This is a genomic window from Streptacidiphilus sp. MAP12-33 (assembly GCF_041261265.1).
Taxonomy (GTDB): Bacteria; Actinomycetota; Actinomycetes; order Streptomycetales; family Streptomycetaceae; genus Streptacidiphilus.
In genome coordinates this window covers 78,764-96,767 of sequence record NZ_JBGCCA010000006.1, presented here as the reverse complement: position 1 = coordinate 96,767, position 18,004 = coordinate 78,764, and the positions used below count along the sequence as shown (strand labels likewise).

Genomic DNA, 18,004 nt, shown 5'->3' with positions numbered 1-18,004 from the left:
GGTCCCGACCCACGGCGCACTCAGCAGACAGGAACGCAGATGAAGATCGCAGTCCTCGGCACGGGCGAGGTCGGCCACACGCTGGCGACGAAGCTGGCCTCCCTCGGCCACGAGGTCGTCATGGGCTCCCGGACCGCGGACAACCCCGCGGCGAAGGAGTGGGCGGCGGCCAACGGCGCCTCCCACGGCACTTTCGCGGACGCGGCGGCGGACGCCGAGATCGTGGTGAACGCGACCGGCGGCCTCGTCTCCCTCGCCGCGCTGACCGCGGCGGGCGCGGAGAACCTGCGCGGCAAGGTCGTCGTCGACGTCTCCAACGGCCTCGACTTCTCCGACGGCTTCCCGCCCAGGATCGTCACTCCTGACGGGGTGAGCGTCGCCGAGCAGCTGCAACGCGCCTTTCCGGAGACCCGGGTGGTCAAGACGCTCAACACGATGAACAACGCGGTCATGGTCGACCCCTCCCGCGTCCCCGGCCACCACAACGTCTTCCTGAGCGGCGACGAGGACGCGGCGAAGAGCGCGGTGCGCGAGCTGTTGGGCTCTTTCGGGTGGGGGGAGGACCAGATCCTCGACCTGGGCGACCTCACCAGCGCGCGCGGCGTGGAGCAGCTGGTCGGCCTCTGGGTCCGCCTCTACGGGGTCCTGGGGACAGGGGACTTCAACTTCGCCATCGTGAGGTAGTCGCACCGTCAGGGGCGCGGGGCTCCGCTGACTTGCGGCTCCGCCGGGTGGGCGGGACCAGCCACCCAGTGCGGTCAGGTCCCGAGCGGACAGGGCCATCCGCCTCGGGCGGGTTGCTCGCGCCCACGCAGGGGGCACCTCCCGGCCGAACGCTGGGGGAGGAGCCGCCCATCGGCAGAGCCCCGGGCCCCTGACGGGCTACGCCCGGAAGGTTCGCCGGTAGGCCGTAGGGGAGACGCCCAGCACGGAGTGCATGTGCTGGCGCAGGCTTGCCGCGCTGCCGAAGCCGACCTCGTGGGCGACGCGGTCCACCGTCGGTCCCCCCTGTTCCAGCAGGCGCCGGGCCGCCTGCACGCGCTGCACCAGCAGCCACTGCACCGGGCTCTGCCCGGTCTCCTCGCGGAACCGCCGCGTGAAGGTGCGCACGCTCATCCCGCAGCGCTCCGCGAGGAGCCCGAGCGTGAGGTTCTCCGCGAGATGCGCCAGCGCGTAGGCGCGAGCGGGCGCCGTGCCCGAGGTGCCCGGCTCGGGGACGGCGACGTCCACGTACTGGGCCTGCCCGCCCTCGCGCCACGGCGCGACCACGCAACGGCGGGCGACGTAGTGGGCCACGGCGGAGCCGTGGTCGCGGCGGACGATGTGCAGGCACAGGTCCACCCCGGCCGCGACGCCGCCGGACGTCAGGACCTCGCCGTCGTCGGTGAACAGCACGTCGGGGTCGAGCAGCACCCGCGGGAAGAGCCGCCGGAACTGTTCGGTGTAGCGCCAGTGCGTCGTGCCGCGCCGGCCGTCGAGCAGCCCGGCCGCGGCCAGCACGAACGAGCCCGTGCAGATGGAGACCATCCGTGTTCCCGGCCGGACCAGGCCGAGCGCCCGGTCCAGCTCCGGCGTCAGCCTGCCCTCGGTGAACACCGGGCCGAGCTCGAAGGAGGCGGGGACGACCACGGTGTCGGCCTCGGCCAGCAGCTCGGGACCGTGGTCCACGACGATGCCGAAGTCGGAGCCGGTCCGCACCGGCCCGCCGTCGATCGAGCAGGTGCGGACCCGGTAGCGCGGGGGCGTGCCGGGCTCGTGCGCGGACTCGAAGATGCGCGAGGGCGTGGCCAGCTCGAACGCGACCACGCCGTCCAGGGCGAGGACGGCGACCTCGTGCGGGCGGGTGGTGGCAGCGCTGGAGCTCGGGGTCATGCGTCCACTCTCACCTCTGGCTCGATCTTTGCGCAAGGTGGCCTTCCGGCCACTCGCTGCCGTGGGGGAGCGACCGGCACGCTCCTGGAGTGACCGATCAGTTGAGCCCCGCACCCGACCTCGACCACCCGACACCCGCACCCGTACCCCCGCGGCCGGGCGGCCCTCGTCTGCACTACGCGTGGATCGTCGCCGTCGTCGCGCTCGTCGTCCTGGTCGGAGCCGCGGGCTTCCGCTCCACGCCCGCGCTCCTGATGGAGCCGCTGCACCACGAGTTCGGCTGGTCGCACGGGCTGGTCGGCACCGCGGTCTCGATCAACGTGCTGCTCAACGGCCTGGCCGCGCCGTTCGCCGCCGCGCTGATGGACCGGTTCGGCATCCGGCCGGTCGTCTCCGTCGCGCTGGCGGTGATGGCGCTCGGTGCGGGCGTGACCCTGTTCATGACCCAGCCCTGGGAACTGCTGCTCGGCTGGGGGCTTCTGGTCGGTCTCGGCTCCGGTTCGATGGCGCTGGCGTTCAGCGCGACCGTCACCGCCCGCTGGTTCGTCAAGCAGCGCGGCCTGGTCACCGGTGTGCTGACCGCCGCGAGCGCGGCGGGCAACCTGGTCTTCCTGCCGGTGCTGGCCTGGCTGGTGCAGCAGTACGGCTGGCGCAGCGCCTCGCTCACCGTGGCCGTCTGCGCCCTCGCGGTCGTGCCGGTCGTCGCCCTGCTGATGCGGGAGCACCCCGCCGACCTCGGCCTGCTGCCCTACGGCGCGCCGGAGGACCACGTCCCGCCGGCCCCGCCCGCCGGGCGCGGTCTGCGCGCGGTGCGGGTGCTGCGCGAGGCGGCCAGGACCCGTGCCTTCTGGCTGCTCACCGGCTCGTTCGCGATCTGCGGCGCGACCACCAACGGTCTGGTCGGTACCCACTTCATCCCCGCCGCCGGTGACCACGGCATGGCGGAGACCGCGGCCGCGTCGTTGCTCGCGCTGGTCGGCGTCTTCGACGTGATCGGCACGGTCTTCTCCGGGTGGCTCACCGACCGCCTCGACTCGCGGAAGCTGCTCGGCGTCTACTACCTGCTGCGCGGTGCCTCGCTGCTGTTCCTGCCGGTGCTGTTCGCACGGACCGTGCACCCGAGCATGGTCGTCTTCATCATGTTCTACGGCCTGGACTGGGTCGCCACGGTGCCGCCGACAGTCGCGCTGTGCCGGGAGTGGTTCGGCGACGACGCGCCCGTGGTCTTCGGCTGGGTGCTCTGCGGCCACCAGATCGGCGCGGCGATCGTCGCCGCCGTCGCCGGGCTGATCCGCGACCGGCTCGGCAGCTACGACCTCGCCTGGTACGGCGCGGGCGCGCTGTGCGCGGTGGCCGCGCTCTGCGCGCTGCTGCTGCGCCGCCCGCCGGCCGGCGGGGCGGAGGTCCCGCTCAGCCCAGGGGTACCCGCAACTGCCTGAAGCCGCTCCGGTAGAAGAGCAGCGGCCCGGCCTGCGCGCCTCGTGGGGCGGCGAGTTCGCGGACCCGTCCGAGCACGATCAGGTGGTCGCCACCGGTGTGCACGGCGTGGACGGTGCAGTCCACCCACGCCAGCGCCCCGTCAAGGCGCGGCGATCCGGTCGCGGGCGCGGGCGCCCAGGCCACTCCGGCGAACTTGTCCGCCCCGGTGGAGGAGCTCACCGCGAACGACCGGCACAACTCGCCCTGGTCCTCGGCCAGCACGTTCACGCAGAACGCGCCCGCGCGGGCGATGCGAGGCCAGCTGGACGATGTCCGGGCGACGTTGAAGCAGATCAGCGGCGGGTCGAGGGAGAGCGAGGCGAACGACTGGCAGGCGAAGCCGACCGGCTGTCCGTCCTCGCCCGCGGCCGTGATCACGGTGACGCCGGTGGCGAAGTGCCCGAGCGCGTCCCGCAGCACCCGCGCGTCCGCGTCCGCCTGCGCCTCGGGCTCGGCGAACACCTCCGCCACCGTGGGCGCGACACTCACCGCCGCTCCCGCCGCCCGCAGGTAGCGGACGGCGGCCATCGCCATACCTTCGTGGCCCATGGGTTCGCTCCTTCGGGTCTTGTTCGCTGCCAAGGCCGGTTGCACTCATCTCAGGGGCGCGGGGAACCCGAGGTGAGTGCAACTACCGCCCCTCGAAAAGGGCTTCCCGTCGCTCTACGAAAGCACGGACGCCCTCCTGCGCGTCGCGAGTTGTCATGTTGATCTCCTGCGCCGTCGCCTCCGCCGCGAACGACGCGGCCCGGTCCCCGTCCAGGGACGCGTGCACCAGCGCCTTCGTCAGCGCGTACGCCCGCGTCGGCCCGGCGGCGAGCCGGCCCGCCCACTCGGCGACGAGCTTCTCCAGCTCCGCGCCCGGCACGACCCGGTTGACCAGGCCCAGCCGCTCCGCCTCCGTCGCGCGGACCTTCTCGCCGAGGAAGAGCAGCTCCTTGGCCCGCTGCACACCGACCAGCCGCGGCAGCAGCCACGCCGCGCCGCCGTCGGGGACCAGACCGCGTTTGGCGAAGATCTGCACCAGCGACGCCTCCTCGGCGGCCAGCACCAGGTCGCACGCGAGGGCGAGCTGCACGCCGACCCCGGCCGCCACGCCGTTGAGCGCGCAGAGCACCGGCTTCTCGCAGTCCAGCACGGCCGCGACCATCCGCTGCACGCCCGTCCGCAGCATCCGCGCGACGTCCCCCGCGGTGCGCTCGCCTCCCGCGCCCCCGCTGAGGTCCGCGCCGGAGCAGAACGCCCGCCCGGCCCCGGTCAGCACGACGACCCGCACACGACGATCGGCCGAGGCCGCCTCCAACTCGGCGACCAGCCGCTCCCGCAGCTCGGCCGTCACGGCGTTCAGCGCCTCGGGGCGGTTGAGCGTCAGCCGCCGTACCCCGTCGTCGCCGTCCGCCACGAGCAGCACGGACTGCGCACCGGCGTTCATCGGCACACCGCCAGCGCGTCCAGCGCGACGACGCCCTTGCCGCGTTCCAGCACCACCAGCGGGTTGATGTCCAGCTCGGTGAGCTGGTCGCCGAGGTCCAGCGCCATCCGCTGGACCCGCAGCACGACCTCCACCAGCGCGTCCACGTCCATCGGCGGCAGGCCGCGGACGCCGTCCAGCAGGGGGCGGCAGCGCAGCCGGTCCAGCGCTCTGCGTACGTCGGCGGGCCCGAACGGCGGGACGAGGACGGTGGTGTCGCGCAGCACCTCGACGAAGACCCCGCCCATGCCGACGGTCACCACCGGGCCGAAGACCGGGTCGTCGGTGACGCCGACGACCATCTCGACGCCCGCCTCGACCATCTGGCAGACCAGCACGCCGTCCAGCCGGGGGATGCCGCCGGCCCGGGCGTTCTCGGTCAGCTCGCGGAACGCCTCCCGCACCTGGCTCGCGCTGGTCAACCCGACCTTCACCAGGCCCAGTTCGGTTTTGTGCGCGACGCCGGGCGCCGAGCCCTTGAGCACCACCGGATAGCCGACGACCCCCGCCGCCCGGACCGCGCCCGCCGCGCTGGTGACCAGCTGCTCGCGCGGGACCCGGATGCCGTAGCAGCGCAGCAGCTGCTTGGCCGCGAACTCGCTGAGCTTCTCGCCCTCGTGGAGCAGCCGCTGCGCCTTGGCCTTGCCCGCGCAGGGCTCGCGCGGCGCGTCGTCGAAGGGGGAGCGGTAGCCGCCTGCGAAGGCGTGGTGCTCCAGGTAGGCGGCGACCGCGCGCACGCAGTTGCCGAACGTTCGGAAGACCGCGACCCGCGAGGAGCCGAGCAGCGTCTCCCGGTAGGCGGCCTCCGTCCCGACCGGCGAGCCCCAGATGACGCAGACCAGCTTGTCGGTGGTCTCCGCGACCTCGACCAGGTCGCGGGCGAGCTTGTCGCTCATCGGCGGGAACGGGCCGGTGATCGGGCAGATCAGCACGCCCACGTCCGGGTCGTCCAGGATCGCGTCGAGGATCTTCCGGCCGCGCCAGTCGCCGACCGGGTGGCCGCCGTTGTCGATCGGGTTGGCCACGCTCAGGTACTCGGGGATCCACTGGTGGAGCTCGTCCTGCTTGGCCTCGCTCAGCCGCGGCAGGGTGAGTCCGGCCGCCGAGGCCATGTCCGCCAGGTGCGCGCCGGTGCCGCCGGAGATGGAGTAGACGACCACGCCGGGCGCCCGCGGCGCCTTGGCGCGCGCCAGCAGGGCGGCGGTGTCCTGCAGTTCGTCGAGCCCGTCGACGCGGATCACGCCGAACTGGCGGAAGGCCGCGTCCACCACGTCGTCGGCGCCGGTCAGCTTGCCGGTGTGGGACTGCGCCATCCGCGCGCCCTCGTCGGTGCGGCCGACCTTGACCGCCACGACCGGGACGCCACGCCGTGCGGCGTGGTCGGCCGCCAGCAGGAAGGCCCGGCCGTCCTTGATGCCCTCGATGTAGGCGGCGATGGCGCCGATCTCGGGCTGGTCCGCGAACCACTGGACGAAGTCGGCGACCTCCAGGTCGGCCTCGTTGCCCGTCGGCGCCCAGTGGCTGAGCCGGATGCCCAGCTCCTGGAGGGTGAACAGCGGGCGGCCCTGGTGGCCGGACTGCGTGATCAGCGCGATGGCCGGCCCGGTCAGGTCGTCGCGGAACCGCTCGAAGGCGTTGAGGTTGGTGTTGGGGCCCAGCAGCCGCAGGCCCGTCGGCGCCTCGGTGACCAGGCGCTCCAGGTGCCGCTGTGCCTCGCGTCCGCTCTCGCCGGTCTCGGCGAAGCCGGAGGCGAAGGCCACGGCGTACTTCACCTTCGCCTCGATCAGCTGGGGCACGACGGCGGCGGGGTCGGCCAGCAGGATCACCGCGAGGTCGATCGGGTCCGCGTCCGGGTCGGCCGGGATGGCCGCGAGGTCGGGGTAACAGGGCAGCCCGTCCACCTCGTCCCGCCCCGGGTTCACCGGGTACATCCGCGCTCCGACCCGTTCGGACCAGGCCCGCAGCTGCCGGGTGATCCCGGTGTTGGGCCGGCCCGGCGTGTCCGAGGCGCCGATGACGGCCACCGCCGCCGGCCGGAAGAAGCGGTCCAGCTCCACCGCGCGCGGGCGCAGCGGCCGCCCGCTCGCGTCGGTCTCGGTGTCCGTCTCCCGCATGGCGTGCCTCCGATCCGGTCTCTGTGCCGTCTCTCGAATCTGACGTACCATCAGATTACTGTCGGGGGAGCTCCGCAGGAAGACAGCAAACTGACGCATCGTCAGGATCGGCGATCGAGATGGCTGGGGAGGCCGCGCGTGCAGACGGTGCACACCTACGGACTGTCGGCGGCGCAGTGGTTCGCGGTGCTGCGGATGGGGCTCGGCCTGTGGTGGCTGGAGAGCTGGCGCCACAAGGACAAGAAGGGCTGGTTGCAGCGCTCCACCGGCATCGACTGGGCCAAGGGCGTCGCCTCCCGGCACCGCTGGGCCTTCGTCCGCGACTCCTTCGACCGCGTCGTCGCACCCCGCCCGCGTCTGATGGCCTACATCGTGGTCTTCGCGGAACTGGCCCTCGGCCTCGGTCTCACCGTCGGGCTCCTCAGCCCGATCGCGCTGGCCGGCGGGCTGCTGCTCAACCTCCTCTACTTCGCCCTGATGATCCACGACTGGGCCGAGCAGGGGCAGAACCTGATGATGGCGCTCGTCTCCCTGGTCTGCCTGCTCGCCATGAGCTGGCAGTGCTGGTCGCTGGACCGCGCCTTCCACCTCTTCGGCGCCTGAGCCGCAGGCCGCCCGCCACCGGCCGCTGCCGCCCGCCACCGACTGTCGCCGACCGCCCAGGACGGAGTTGCCCGATGCCCACCCCCCGCACGGACCTGCCCGAACCCGACGCGTTCACCCGGCCCTACTGGGACGGCGCCGCCGAGGGCCGGCTGCTGCTGCGCCGCTGCGCCGCCTGCGGGCGTGCGCACCACTATCCCCGCGAGTTCTGCCCCCACTGCTGGAGCGAGGACGTCTCCTGGGAATCCGCGAGCGGCCGCGCCGTCCTCTACACCTGGTCCGTCGTGCACGCCAACGACCTGCCGCCGTTCCGCGACCGCCTCCCCTATGTCGCGGCCGTGGTCGAGCTCGCGGAGGGCCCGCGGATGATGACCACGCTGGTGGACTGCGATCCGACGCGGCTTCAGGTCGGTATGGAGCTTGTGGCCGACTTTGTCGCATTTGCCGTCGACGGAGAGCCCGGCCCCCGGGTACCGGTCTTCCGGCCTGCGGTGGGCAGCGTGGCCCCGTCCTGAACCGACTCCGGGGCCCACTCCGAAGCCTGACGCTGTGTGTTGCCTGTGACCTTAGACACATCGGGTGATCTGTGGGCTGAGCGTCGGCTGTGCTGCGGCGGAGCAGGTCGACCCTGGCGGGTTCCGGCGTGTCGCGGGCTGATCGGCACTCAGAATCGGATGTTTCCTGGCACGGCGTTGCCGGGCCCCCTCACTCGATGGGGGTACCGTGACGCGGGTGACGCCTGCACAGCAGGGTGCGGGCGGACGGCCTGAGAGGTGGTTGCCGGCGGCTCACCCGGTCCGCGTCACGACGACCACCTGCGAGGATCCAGCTATGCCCAGTCACGCCCGCCACGGCTCCGGGGCCCGCCCCGAGCCCGCCCCGCACGTCGACGCGCGGTACCAGGACGCGCCGTACCAGGAGACCGGGTACGACGACGGCTCCTACGGCGGCTCCTCTGCGGACAGCGTCTACGACCACGCGACGGGGCACGGGCACGCGGACGGTTCCGGCTCCCCTGCCGACGGCTACGGGTACGGCTACGCCCCTCAGGGCCACACGTCCCAGGGCCATGCCGCTCAGAGCTACGCCGGTACGGGCTATCCGGAGCCGGACCACGACGGCCGCTCCCACGCCTCGCACGGCTCCCACGCTTCGCCCGGCGGCTACGCCACCGACGCGTCCTACGGCTCGTACGACTCCTACGACGACGGCGCGTACGCCTCCTACGACTCCTACGACGACGGCGCGTACGCCTCCCCTGCCTCCTCCCGGGCCGCGTCCGCCCAGGCGGCCGCCGACTCCTTCGGGGGCGCGCCGCGCCGCGGCGGGAACCACGGCGCCGCCACCGGCCAGGGGCCGCGTCCCTCCCGCGCCCAGGCGCGGGCCGCCGCGCGGGCCAGAACGCGTCGCAAGCGCCGCATGCGCAACGGCTTCCTCGGCGTCGGCTCGGTGGCCGCCGTCGCGGTGATAGCGGTAGCGGGGTTCATGAACCCGCACCACGGACCCGTCGCCGCCGCGCAGTCCGACACCTCGGCCGTGCCGGTCGCGGGCCGGACCGGGGACGGAGACGCCTCCCGCTCGGTCGACCGCGCCACCCCGGCCGCGGCCCTCAAGCAGCTTCCGGGCCTGGGCAAGGCATTCCTGGCCAAGATCCCGTCGAACACCCAGCAGGTGCTGCTGGTCACCGGCAAGGGCAAGAACCAGAACACCGGCACTGCCGTGCTCTACACCCGCACGGCCGGCGGCGGCTGGCTGGCCGGCCCGAGCTGGGCCGCCCGCAACGCCAAGGACGGCTGGACCACCGACCACCACGCGGGCGACCTGCACAGCCCGATCGGCGTCTACTCCCTCACCGACGCCGGCGGCCTGGACGCCAATCCGGGCACCAAGCTCCCCTACCTGCGCTCCTCCGCCTTCCAGGCGCCGGGCACGGGCTTCGAGGGGGAGTCGCTGGCGGACGCGTTCGACTACGTGGTCGCCATCAACTACAACCACATCCCCGGCACCTCCCCGCTCAGCCCGGAGCGCCCGATGGGCGCCTCGCGCGGCGGCGGCATCTGGGTCCACGTCGACCACGGCGGCCCGACGCACGGCTGCGTCGCGCTCGCCAAGAGCGACATGCGCGCCCTGCTCCAGGCGCTGGATCCGGCGAAGCACCCGGTCATCGTGATGGGGGACGCGGCGTCACTCGCACAGTGACGCGACTGTCGCACGAGGTGATGGTTTGTCCGGGATCTACAGCTCCTATCGATGGATCCTGTGCCAAGCCTCCTCGGGCGACCCATCGGTAATCGGCTTGAGTGGAAGCCATGACAGGTTCCCGCATCGTCGCGTTGGGTCACTACCAGCCGTCCAAGGTGCTCAGCAACGACGAGCTGGCCGCTCGGGTCGACACCAGCGACGAGTGGATCGCCACCCGCGTGGGCATCCGCACGCGGCACATCGCCGGTCCGGACGAGACCGTCGCCGACATGGCGTCGCGCGCGGCCGCCAAGGCACTGGCCGCGAGCGGCTTCGACGCGCACAGTGTGGACCTCGTGGTCGTCGCCACCTGCACGGCGATCGACCGCAGTCCCAACACCGCGGCCCAGGTGGCCGCCCGCCTCGGCATCCCGGCCCCGGCCGCGTTCGATGTGAACACCGTCTGCTCCGGCTTCTCCTACGCCCTCGCCACCGCCGACCACGCCCTGCGCGCGGGTGCGGCGCGCAGGGCCGTGGTGATCGGCGCGGAGAAGATGTCCGACACCCTCGACTGGACCGACCGCACCACCTGCGTGATCTTCGGCGACGGTGCCGGTGCCGCGGTCCTGGAGGCGACCGACGACGGCTTCGAGGGCGTCGGCCCGGTCGTCTGGGGCTCCGACCCGGCCAAGGGCGACGCCGTCCGCATCGACGGCTGGGACCCGACCATCACCCAGCAGGGCCAGACCGTCTTCCGCTGGGCCACCACCCAGCTCGCCCCGATCGCCCGCCAGGCCTGCGAGCGCGCCGGCGTCCGCCCGGAGGAGCTGGCCGCCTTCATCCCGCACCAGGCCAACCTCCGCATCATCGACGCCATCGCGGCCAAGCTCGGTCTCTCCCCGGACGCCGTCGTCGCACGCGACGTGGTCGAGTCGGGCAACACCTCCGCCGCCTCGGTACCGCTCGCCCTCTCCAAGCTCCACGAGCGCGGCGAACTGCCCTCCGGCGCCCCCGCCCTCCTCTTCGGCTTCGGCGGCGGCCTGGCCTACGCCGGCCAGGTCATCCGCTGCCCGTAAGGGCGGTCGGCGCAAGGTGTCCGGTCCTGGCCTGCCGCACCTCGCCCGGACCCCTGCCGCCGGCAGCACGGAGTTCCTCGGCCTCCCGGAAGTCGGTGAGGCCAGGCGCGTACTCGCGTGTGGCCAGACGGAAACCGGACCGGTCCGTGAGGGCCCGGATCAACGGGGCCGTCCCCGCCCCCGGAACCGCCGTCGCCAGGCGTCGTGCGAGCTCGACGCCCCGGTCGAAGAACGGCCCCAGCGGCTCCTTCACGCGATGACTGCGCCCGGTCCAGTAGTAGCTCTCGCGGATGGTGAGACGGCGGTGCGCGGTCACGAGCGAGGACAGGTGCCGTCCCGGTTCGGACTCGGCCCGCGGGGCTAGGTCGGCGCAGGCGTCGGCCAGCGCCTGGCGGCCGTCGAGGTGGGCCTGACGCATGCCGGGAGACCACTGGAGTGTGTCCTCGCCGAACGCGGGTGAGGGAACACCGGACGCCTCGGGTTCGTCGGCACGGCCCGAGACGCCGAGCAGGACGCACCACCACGCATGGATGTTGCTCGGATTCCGGCGCTCGCCCGTGGCCGCCAGCTCGGTCAGCAAGGTGTGGATCTCCGCACGGACCGGCCGGCCGTCAGCCGGTGCGCCGAAGGCGTCGAGCAACCGCGCGAGATGGGTGAGCTCCCAGCTGAGCATGGCCAGCGAGGCGCCCGTCGACTCCAGGCGGGCGCGCGTCCGTGCCACGAGGGCCGTGGCTGCGGCGATGGCCTCGGCCGGGCGCCCGGCCGCCTCCAGCTCGGCCGACCAGGCGATGTGACGCCAGGAGTCGTACGCGGGACAGTTCGCGGCCAGCCGGCCGAGGATCTCCGCCGACTCCGCGTGACGCCCCTCCTCGGCCAGGGTGACCGCGAGCGGGCCGGGTCGGCCGAGAGCAGCCAGCTCCTCACGCAGGGCGCGTCCTTCCCCACGGCGGCCGAGCTCGTGGAGCACGGACTGGCGGCGGTCGAGCGCCTGGCACAGGAGGTCGAGCCGCTTGGGCTCCGAGGGGTGGATCCGGCGCGCGGCGGCGACCGCCTCCCGGGTCACGGCGATTCGGTGTTCGTTGCCGGTGCAGGCGCGGATCCAGGGCACCAGGGCTTCCACCAGCCGGGGCAGGTAACCGGGCTCGACGGCACCGAGGATGCGGTAGGCCCACACCCGGTCGGCCAGGCCGATGCGTTCGGGGTTCAGCAGCTTCACTCGGGCTCGGATGACCATGTCGGGATGGATGTTCTCGGCAGAAGTCATGACGGAGATGTTCGGCCCTGACGGCACGTCGGAACAACGGTTCACCCGTGTGCCGTCGGTCCTACTCAAACCCCCGCTGAGCTGCCATGATGGTGACGCTCACACATCCGGCGCCGCTCGCCGGGCGGGCCTCAGCGGCCCAGGACGAGCGTTCCCGAGGAGCAGAACCAGCCGCCGGTGCCGCTCACCAGCGCCAGCTCGGGGTCGCCCGGAACCTGCCGGTCCGGAGCCGAGAGGGCGTACTCGCGCCGGAGTTGGCGGACCGCCTCGACGATGAGGAAGAGCCCGCGCATGCCCGGGTGGCAGGCGGAGAGGCCGCCGCCGTCGGTGTTGGTGGGCAGCTCGCCGTCCCGCAGCAGGCGGCCCGCCTTGGCCTCGACGAACGCGCCGCCCTCGCCCTTGGCGCAGAACCCCAGGTCCTCCAGCGTCACCAACGGCATGTAGGTGAAGGCGTCGTAGAGCTCGCAGAGGTCGATGTCGCCCGGCGATACGCCCGCCCGCTCGAAGGCGAGGCGCCCGGACACCGCGGCGGGGGAGACGGTGAAGTCCTCCCAGTCCGACATCGTGCTGTGGCTGAGCGCCTCGCCCGTCCCCAGGACCCAGACCGGGTCGTGCCGGCTGTCCGGCACGTACTCCTCCGCCGCCAGCAGCACCGCGCAGCCCCCGTCCGAGCGGATGCAGCAGTGGAGCTTGGTGAACGGGTCGGCGACCATGGGCCCGTCCAGCACCTCGTCGACGCTGATCGGGGTGCGGTACATCGCGTCCGGGTTGCTCGCGGCGTTCGCCCGAGCCTGGACCGCGACGCCCGCCAGTTGCTCGGCCGTCGTGCCGTATTCGTGCATGTGCCGGCGGGCCGCCATGGCGTACTTGGCGATGAGCGTGTGCCCGTACGGTGCCTCGAACTGCAGCGGGCCGCGCGCGCCGAGCGAGAGCGCGGCGGTGCGGCGGCGCGCCTTGAGGTCCGCGCGGGCGGTGGAGCCGTAGACCAGCAGCACGGCGTTGGCGTGCCCTGCCGCGATCGCGTCGGCGGCGTGCGCGGCCATGACCTCCCAGGTGGAGCCGCCCACGGAGGTGGAGTCGGTCCAGGTCGGCCGGAGCCCCAGGTATTCGGAGACCTCGACCGGCGCCAGGATGCCGAGCCCCGCCGAGGCCACCCCGTCGATCACGTCCTTCGGCAGTCCCGAGTCGGCGAGGGCGCGGCGCGCGGCCTGGGCGTGCAGCTGGAACGGTGTCGCCTCGTCCACCCGCCCGCAGTCGCTGAGCGCGACCCCGACGACGGCCACCCGCCTGCGCCGGCGCGGCACGTCGCCGTCCGGCACGGGGTGCCGCAGCGGACCGGTGGCGGTGGTCATGGCGGAAGGACCGGAGGAAGGACCGGCAGCAGTCATAAATCTGACGGTACATCAGATCCGCGTCCCCGCACCCCTGTGCGGTGCGAGCACTGCGACCTAGTATGACGAGGCGTCAGATCTGATCTGCAATACGCATGTGGATGCAGACCAAGCGGCTGGAAGCGAAGCCCAGGAGGCGGCATGGATCCCGCGCTCACCCAGGAACAGGACGAGATCGCCCGCGCCCTGCGCGACGTGCTCACCAAGCAGGCCGGACCGGAGGAGGTCCGTGCCGCGGCGGCCTCACCGGCCGGATACGACGCGGACCTGTGGCGACGGCTGGCCGAACAGCCCGGCCTGGCCGGGCTCGCCCTGCCGGAGCGGCACGGCGGCACCGGCCTCGGCCCGGTCGAGCTGGCCCTGGCCTGCGAGGAGGCCGGGCGCGTCCTGCTGCCCTCCCCGCTGCTCGCCAGCTCCGTCCTCGCCGCCGGGGCGATCGCCGCCTGCGGCACCGACGAGCAGTGCCGGGAGCTGCTCCCGTCGCTCGCCTCCGGCGCCCGCACGGCCGCCCTCGCCCTTCCGGGCGCGCCCGCCCTCGCCCTCGGCCTCGTGCCGGACATCAACCCGCGCCCGTTCCTCGGTGACCTGCCGGCCGGTGGTGGCCGCTCCGGCGGCATCCAGGCCAAGCCCGCCGCCGACGGTCTGTGGACCCTCTACGGCGAGGCCGCCCACGTCCTCGACGGCGCCCGCGCCGACCTGCTCGTCCTGGCCGCCCACGCGGGCGGGTTCCCGCGCAGCCGCACCGTCCTGTTCACCGTGGACGCCGGCGCGGCGCCGGGCCCGGGAGCGGGCGTCGCAGCGGGTGCGGTGGGCACGGCTGGTGCGGCGGGTGCGGAGGGCACGGCTGGTGCGGTGGGTACGGTGGGCGCGGCTGGGGCGGAGGTCACGGGTCTGCGGCGGGAGCGCAGCGCGGGCATCGACCAGACCCGCAGCGTCGGCCGGGTCGAGCTGCGCGACGTCGTGGCCCGTCCGCTCGGCGACCCGTCGAAGGACGCCGCGCCCGCGCTGGCCGCGGTCGGCCGCCTCGCGGCCGTCGCCGTCGCCGCCGAGGCCGTCGGCGCGGCCGCCCAGGCGCTGGCCCGCACCGTCGAGTACGTCCAGGCGCGGAACCAGTTCGGGCGGGCCATCGGCTCCTTCCAGGCGGTCAAGCACCGTCTCGCCGACGTCTACGTCGCCGTCGAGACGGCCCGCTCGGCGATGCTCTACGCCGCGTGGTCCGCCGTGACGGCGCCCGAGGACCCTGTCCCCGCGCTGCTCGCCATGGCCCACGCCCTCACCGCCCAGCGCACCGCCGCAGCGGAGGCGATCCAGCTGCACGGCGGCATCGCGATCACCTGGGAGCACGACGCCCACCTCTACTTCAAGCGGGCGGCCGCCGACGAGCTGCTCTTCGGCCCCCCGCACCTGCTGCGCGCCCGCGCGGCCGAACTCTCCGGTGTCCTCACCGCGAGCGGGACCGGAGCCGGTGCTGGGGCCGGTGCTGGGGCCGGGGCCGGGATCCACGGAGGAGGGGCGACCATTCGATGAGGCTGCTGGAGAGCGCGATGCAGAAGGTGTCGGCGACGCCGACCTTCGCCCGGATCGCCCCCTCGGTCGTGCCCCGCCTGGACAAGGCGGTGCACCGGCTGAGCGGCGGCAAATTCATGCTGAGTCAGTGGATGCTGCCCTCGCTCTTCCTGACGACCACCGGCCGCAGGAGCGGGGAGGCCCGGACCACGCCGCTCGCCTGCCTCCCGCAGGGGGACGGGTTCCTCGTCGTCGGCAGCAACTTCGGGCGCACCTCCCACCCGGCCTGGACGGGCAACCTCCTCGCGGACGCGGACGCCGTGGTCAGCCACCGCGGCCGCACCACGCCCGTCCGGGCCCGCCTGCTCGACGGCGACGAGCGCGCGGAGGCCTGGGCGGCGCTACTGCGGATGTGGCCCCCGTACGCCCAGTACCAGGCCCGCGTGGAGCGCGAGATCCGGGTCTTCCGCCTGGAGCCGCGCGGATAGTCGCCCCCGGGCAGGTGCAGCCACAGGCAGGTGCTCAGAGCAAAGGAAAACCAAGGAAAAGAAGAGGGCGGCATCGTCAGGTCATCGACGATGCCGCCCGAGTGGCACGGACCGTGGGCGCGCAGGACCTACCTCCCCCGAGGCACAGCCCCGGCGCTCACGCCGGCGGACAGGCGACCGGGCCCCACGGCTCCGTTGTGATGTGGTTGTGGCTGGACGGCCTGGTAGGGCCTACTTCGGGGGCTTCTTGCCCGTCATGCCGAGGTAGACCAGCAGAGCCAGGTTGGGTGTGAGCTCCTTGGCCTTGACGCCCCAGGAGTCGAACCCCTTCTGGTGCTCCGCGACGGCGGCCAGCATCGCGACCAGCGAACCGGCGACAGCCGGTGCGCTGACCGACTTGTCCGCCTTGCCGGACGCCTGCATGGCCTTGAGGGAGTCGGTGAGGGAGTTGGTCACGGCGTTGAGGATCTTCATGCGGATCTTGAAGAACCGCTTGTCCCCTTCGGCCGCGCCCAACGTCACCACACGCAGGATGGCCTCGTTGTCGCGCCAGAAGGAGAGGAAGCCGTCGACCAGCTCCTCAGCCGTCTGGTAGCCGGCCTTGCCGACCCACGACTTGTCGGCGACGAGGTCCTTGAGACCGGCGCCGTCCTTGGCCATTTCATCCGCGATCTCGAGGACAGCGCCCTCGACGTCGGGGAAGTACTGGTAGAAGGTTGCGGGGGAGGTACCCGCCATCCGGGCGACGTCGATGACCTTGACGTCCCGGTAGGGCGAGGTCGCGAGCATTTCGCGGAGGCAGTCCAGCAGCTTCTGCCGCGTGGCCTGTCCACGACGCCCGGCGACACGCCCATCGACGGTGCGAACTTGTCCTGTCATGCCGTCAGTTTACCGTGGCAAGATCCGGGCGCTATTCGGCGGGAAATGTGAATGCGCCGTCAGGCTGACGAAGCCTCCGCCGGGGCTTTCCCAAGGCTCCGGCAAGCCTCTGATCAGCCACTCTCTCCGCAGGGCCGTTCCACGGCAGTCAGGCGTGGCCGTCCCCTTCCGGCCGAACGGGGTCGCTTTCCAGCCAGGCGCCACGGCTGAGCGGGAGTCCACTGGCGCCCTCCGGGCCGGTCCTGACGGCCAGGACCTGGTTGACACCGATCCGGTTCTCCTCGAAGGCGAGCGCCGACGCCGCCATGTACAGGCGCCAGACCCGGGCCCGGCCCAGCCCCGCCTGCTTGACCCCCTGGGTCCAGTCCTCCTGCAGGTTGGCCACCCACCGGCGCAGCGTCAGCGCGTAGTGCTCGCGCAGCGACTCCACGTCGCGGACCTCGAACCCCGCCTCCTCCAGCGCCGCCACGGTGCTGCCGATCGGGGCGAGCTCACCGTCGGGGAAGACGTAGGCGGCGATGAACGGACTCAGCCGGTACGGCTTCCCCCCAGTGCCCGGGGGACGGGCGATCTGGTGGTTGAGCAGCCGCCCGCCGGGCCGCAGCAGGCCGTACAGGGTCCGCGCGTACCTCCGGTACATCGCCGCGCCCACGTGCTCGGCCATGCCGATGCTGGAGATCGCGTCGAACGGCCCGTCATCGACCTCCCGGTAGTCCTGCAGCCGGATCTCCAGCCGTTCCGTCAGACCCGCCTCCGCGATCCGCTCGCGCGCCAGCCGCGCCTGCTCGGCGGAGAGCGTGACCCCCACCCCCGAGACCCCGTAGTGCCGCGCGGCGTGCAGCAGCATCGACCCCCAGCCGCAGCCGACGTCGAGGAGCCGCGCGCCGGGCCCCAGGCGGTGCAGCCCGAGCTTGCGGCAGACCAGGTCCAGCTTGGCCTCCTGCGCCGCCTCCAGCGTGGTCGTCCCCGGAGGCCAGTAGGCGCACGAGTAGACCATGGACGGCCCCAGCACCAGCCGGTAGAAGTCGTTGCCGACGTCGTAGTGGTGACTGATCGCCGCCCGGTCGCGGCGCAGCGTGTGCACCGGCCCGCGCGAGTGCCGCATCTCCTCCGGCGGGATCGGCGGCCGCGGCCCGAGCATGCCCAGCCGCCGGGCCGTGGCGACCATCCGGCGGGTCTCCGGCCCGAACAGCGCCCGGGGGTCGCCGGGGGTCAGCGCCGACTTCAGCGTGAGCGGTCGCAGCGCGAGGTCGGGCCGCCCCTCCGAGAGCCGGCCGATCCGCCGGAGCAGTTCGTAGAGCTCGACGTTGTCGGGATCGTCGTCCTCGCCGGGCAGCGAGATGGAACCGGAGAGGTAGGCGCGGACCAGCCCGAGCTCGTTCGGCGCCCAGAGCAGGTGCCGCAGGGCGCTGCGGTCCGTCAGCACCATCACGGGCGCGTCCGCCGGTCCCGCCTCCGCGCCGTCCCAGGTTCGGACGCGGAACGGCGGCTCGACGCCGAGCAACTCGGTCAGCAGGGTGAACAGGTCATGGGCACTGTCGCTCATCACGACTCCTCGAGGATCGTCAGGCCGCTCGAAGGTGGTGCGGGAGGTCGGCGCGGAGGGTCACGCGGACAGGTGGCGCGAGAGGTTGTTGCATCCACCAATCTAGATCGCGTCTTCCCTTCAGGGGCGCATTC

Annotated in this window: 16 protein-coding genes; 8 read left to right on the top strand and 8 right to left on the bottom strand. The window is 73.1% G+C overall.

The features are described from left to right. The first annotated feature begins 39 nt into the window (after positions 1 to 39). The gene (locus ABH931_RS08600; protein WP_370111483.1) at positions 40 to 684 is read left to right on the top strand and encodes an NADPH-dependent F420 reductase; all 645 of its coding nucleotides are present in this window, start codon (positions 40 to 42) and stop codon (positions 682 to 684) included. Between the two features lie 198 nt (positions 685 to 882). Here ABH931_RS08600 and ABH931_RS08595 read toward each other — a convergent pair whose 3' ends face one another. Beyond that, positions 883 to 1,872 carry a GlxA family transcriptional regulator gene (locus ABH931_RS08595; RefSeq protein ID WP_370111482.1) on the bottom strand — a complete coding sequence of 330 codons (990 nt, stop codon included), beginning with the start codon at positions 1,870 to 1,872 and terminating at the stop codon, positions 883 to 885. An 89-nt stretch (positions 1,873 to 1,961) separates the two neighbouring features. Between ABH931_RS08595 and ABH931_RS08590 the strand changes: the two genes are divergently transcribed. Beyond that, positions 1,962 to 3,311, top strand: coding sequence for an MFS transporter (locus tag ABH931_RS08590; RefSeq protein ID WP_370111480.1), 1,350 nt, complete (start codon positions 1,962 to 1,964; stop codon positions 3,309 to 3,311). Here ABH931_RS08590 and ABH931_RS08585 read toward each other — a convergent pair. From ABH931_RS08585 to ABH931_RS08575, 3 genes are all read right to left on the bottom strand, one after another. Beyond that, positions 3,283 to 3,900, bottom strand: coding sequence for a flavin reductase family protein (locus ABH931_RS08585; RefSeq protein WP_370111479.1), 618 nt, complete (start codon positions 3,898 to 3,900; stop codon positions 3,283 to 3,285). The two genes, ABH931_RS08590 and ABH931_RS08585, sit on opposite strands and share 29 nt — an antisense overlap. An 82-nt stretch (positions 3,901 to 3,982) precedes the next feature. Next, positions 3,983 to 4,783: an enoyl-CoA hydratase/isomerase family protein gene (locus ABH931_RS08580; protein WP_370111478.1), complete on the bottom strand. Its 801-nt coding sequence runs from the start codon at positions 4,781 to 4,783 to the stop codon at positions 3,983 to 3,985. Beyond that, positions 4,780 to 6,936 carry an acetate--CoA ligase family protein gene (locus ABH931_RS08575; RefSeq protein ID WP_370111477.1) on the bottom strand — a complete coding sequence of 719 codons (2,157 nt, stop codon included), beginning with the start codon at positions 6,934 to 6,936 and terminating at the stop codon, positions 4,780 to 4,782. Before ABH931_RS08575 ends, ABH931_RS08580 begins: the two co-directional genes overlap by 4 nt. A 147-nt stretch (positions 6,937 to 7,083) precedes the next feature. Here ABH931_RS08575 and ABH931_RS08570 point away from each other — a divergent pair, with 147 nt between their 5' ends. The 4 genes from ABH931_RS08570 (at position 7,084) to ABH931_RS08555 (ending at position 10,796) form a co-directional block, all read left to right on the top strand. Beyond that, complete coding sequence (locus tag ABH931_RS08570) at positions 7,084 to 7,539, top strand: DoxX family membrane protein (RefSeq protein ID WP_370111683.1); 456 nt, start codon at positions 7,084 to 7,086, stop codon at positions 7,537 to 7,539. Between the two features lie 74 nt (positions 7,540 to 7,613). Further along, positions 7,614 to 8,054: a Zn-ribbon domain-containing OB-fold protein gene (locus ABH931_RS08565; protein WP_370111475.1), complete on the top strand. Its 441-nt coding sequence runs from the start codon at positions 7,614 to 7,616 to the stop codon at positions 8,052 to 8,054. A gap of 316 nt (positions 8,055 to 8,370) precedes the next feature. Further along, positions 8,371 to 9,738, top strand: coding sequence for a L,D-transpeptidase family protein (locus ABH931_RS08560; protein ID WP_370111473.1), 1,368 nt, complete (start codon positions 8,371 to 8,373; stop codon positions 9,736 to 9,738). A gap of 110 nt (positions 9,739 to 9,848) precedes the next feature. Beyond that, positions 9,849 to 10,796, top strand: a complete 948-nt coding sequence (locus ABH931_RS08555) for a beta-ketoacyl-ACP synthase III (RefSeq protein WP_370111471.1) — start codon at positions 9,849 to 9,851, stop codon at positions 10,794 to 10,796. On the opposite strand, the gene ABH931_RS08550 is transcribed toward ABH931_RS08555, so the two are convergent. Both ABH931_RS08550 and ABH931_RS08545 read right to left on the bottom strand, forming a co-directional pair. Beyond that, entirely contained in the window at positions 10,780 to 12,060 is a 1,281-nt protein-coding gene (locus tag ABH931_RS08550; protein WP_370111469.1) for a hypothetical protein, read from the bottom strand. The genes ABH931_RS08555 and ABH931_RS08550 overlap by 17 nt on opposite strands. Positions 12,061 to 12,191: 131 nt before the next feature. Continuing rightward, on the bottom strand, positions 12,192 to 13,412 hold the full coding sequence (locus ABH931_RS08545; protein ID WP_370111467.1) for an acetyl-CoA acetyltransferase: 1,221 nt from the start codon (positions 13,410 to 13,412) through the stop codon (positions 12,192 to 12,194). Between the two features lie 180 nt (positions 13,413 to 13,592). Between ABH931_RS08545 and ABH931_RS08540 the strand changes: the two genes are divergently transcribed. Then, on the top strand, positions 13,593 to 14,978 hold the full coding sequence (locus tag ABH931_RS08540; protein WP_370111466.1) for an acyl-CoA dehydrogenase family protein: 1,386 nt from the start codon (positions 13,593 to 13,595) through the stop codon (positions 14,976 to 14,978). After that, positions 14,975 to 15,445, top strand: coding sequence for a nitroreductase family deazaflavin-dependent oxidoreductase (locus ABH931_RS08535; protein WP_370111464.1), 471 nt, complete (start codon positions 14,975 to 14,977; stop codon positions 15,443 to 15,445). Before ABH931_RS08540 ends, ABH931_RS08535 begins: the two co-directional genes overlap by 4 nt. A gap of 231 nt (positions 15,446 to 15,676) precedes the next feature. Here ABH931_RS08535 and ABH931_RS08530 read toward each other — a convergent pair whose 3' ends face one another. Together ABH931_RS08530 and ABH931_RS08525 are read right to left on the bottom strand one after the other, a co-directional pair. Beyond that, the gene (locus ABH931_RS08530) at positions 15,677 to 16,324 is read right to left on the bottom strand and encodes a TetR family transcriptional regulator (protein WP_042364995.1); all 648 of its coding nucleotides are present in this window, start codon (positions 16,322 to 16,324) and stop codon (positions 15,677 to 15,679) included. Positions 16,325 to 16,472: 148 nt separating this feature from the next. After that, positions 16,473 to 17,870: a class I SAM-dependent methyltransferase gene (locus ABH931_RS08525; protein WP_370111463.1), complete on the bottom strand. Its 1,398-nt coding sequence runs from the start codon at positions 17,868 to 17,870 to the stop codon at positions 16,473 to 16,475. Between the last annotated feature and the right edge of the window lie 134 nt (positions 17,871 to 18,004).

Bases quoted from the DNA above. Each gene is read 5' to 3' on its own strand.
- ABH931_RS08600 (WP_370111483.1), top strand. From the start codon at position 40: ATGAAGATCGCAGTCCTCGGCACGGGCGAGGTCGGCCACACGCTGGCG.
- ABH931_RS08595 (WP_370111482.1), bottom strand. From the start codon at position 1,872: ATGACCCCGAGCTCCAGCGCTGCCACCACCCGCCCGCACGAGGTCGCC.
- ABH931_RS08585 (WP_370111479.1), bottom strand. From the start codon at position 3,900: ATGGGCCACGAAGGTATGGCGATGGCCGCCGTCCGCTACCTGCGGGCG.
- ABH931_RS08580 (WP_370111478.1), bottom strand. From the start codon at position 4,783: ATGAACGCCGGTGCGCAGTCCGTGCTGCTCGTGGCGGACGGCGACGAC.
- ABH931_RS08575 (WP_370111477.1), bottom strand. From the start codon at position 6,936: ATGCGGGAGACGGACACCGAGACCGACGCGAGCGGGCGGCCGCTGCGC.
- ABH931_RS08565 (WP_370111475.1), top strand. From the start codon at position 7,614: ATGCCCACCCCCCGCACGGACCTGCCCGAACCCGACGCGTTCACCCGG.
- ABH931_RS08560 (WP_370111473.1), top strand. From the start codon at position 8,371: ATGCCCAGTCACGCCCGCCACGGCTCCGGGGCCCGCCCCGAGCCCGCC.
- ABH931_RS08555 (WP_370111471.1), top strand. From the start codon at position 9,849: ATGACAGGTTCCCGCATCGTCGCGTTGGGTCACTACCAGCCGTCCAAG.
- ABH931_RS08550 (WP_370111469.1), bottom strand. From the start codon at position 12,060: ATGACTTCTGCCGAGAACATCCATCCCGACATGGTCATCCGAGCCCGA.
- ABH931_RS08545 (WP_370111467.1), bottom strand. From the start codon at position 13,412: ATGACCACCGCCACCGGTCCGCTGCGGCACCCCGTGCCGGACGGCGAC.
- ABH931_RS08540 (WP_370111466.1), top strand. From the start codon at position 13,593: ATGGATCCCGCGCTCACCCAGGAACAGGACGAGATCGCCCGCGCCCTG.
- ABH931_RS08535 (WP_370111464.1), top strand. From the start codon at position 14,975: ATGAGGCTGCTGGAGAGCGCGATGCAGAAGGTGTCGGCGACGCCGACC.
- ABH931_RS08530 (WP_042364995.1), bottom strand. From the start codon at position 16,324: ATGACAGGACAAGTTCGCACCGTCGATGGGCGTGTCGCCGGGCGTCGT.
- ABH931_RS08525 (WP_370111463.1), bottom strand. From the start codon at position 17,870: ATGAGCGACAGTGCCCATGACCTGTTCACCCTGCTGACCGAGTTGCTC.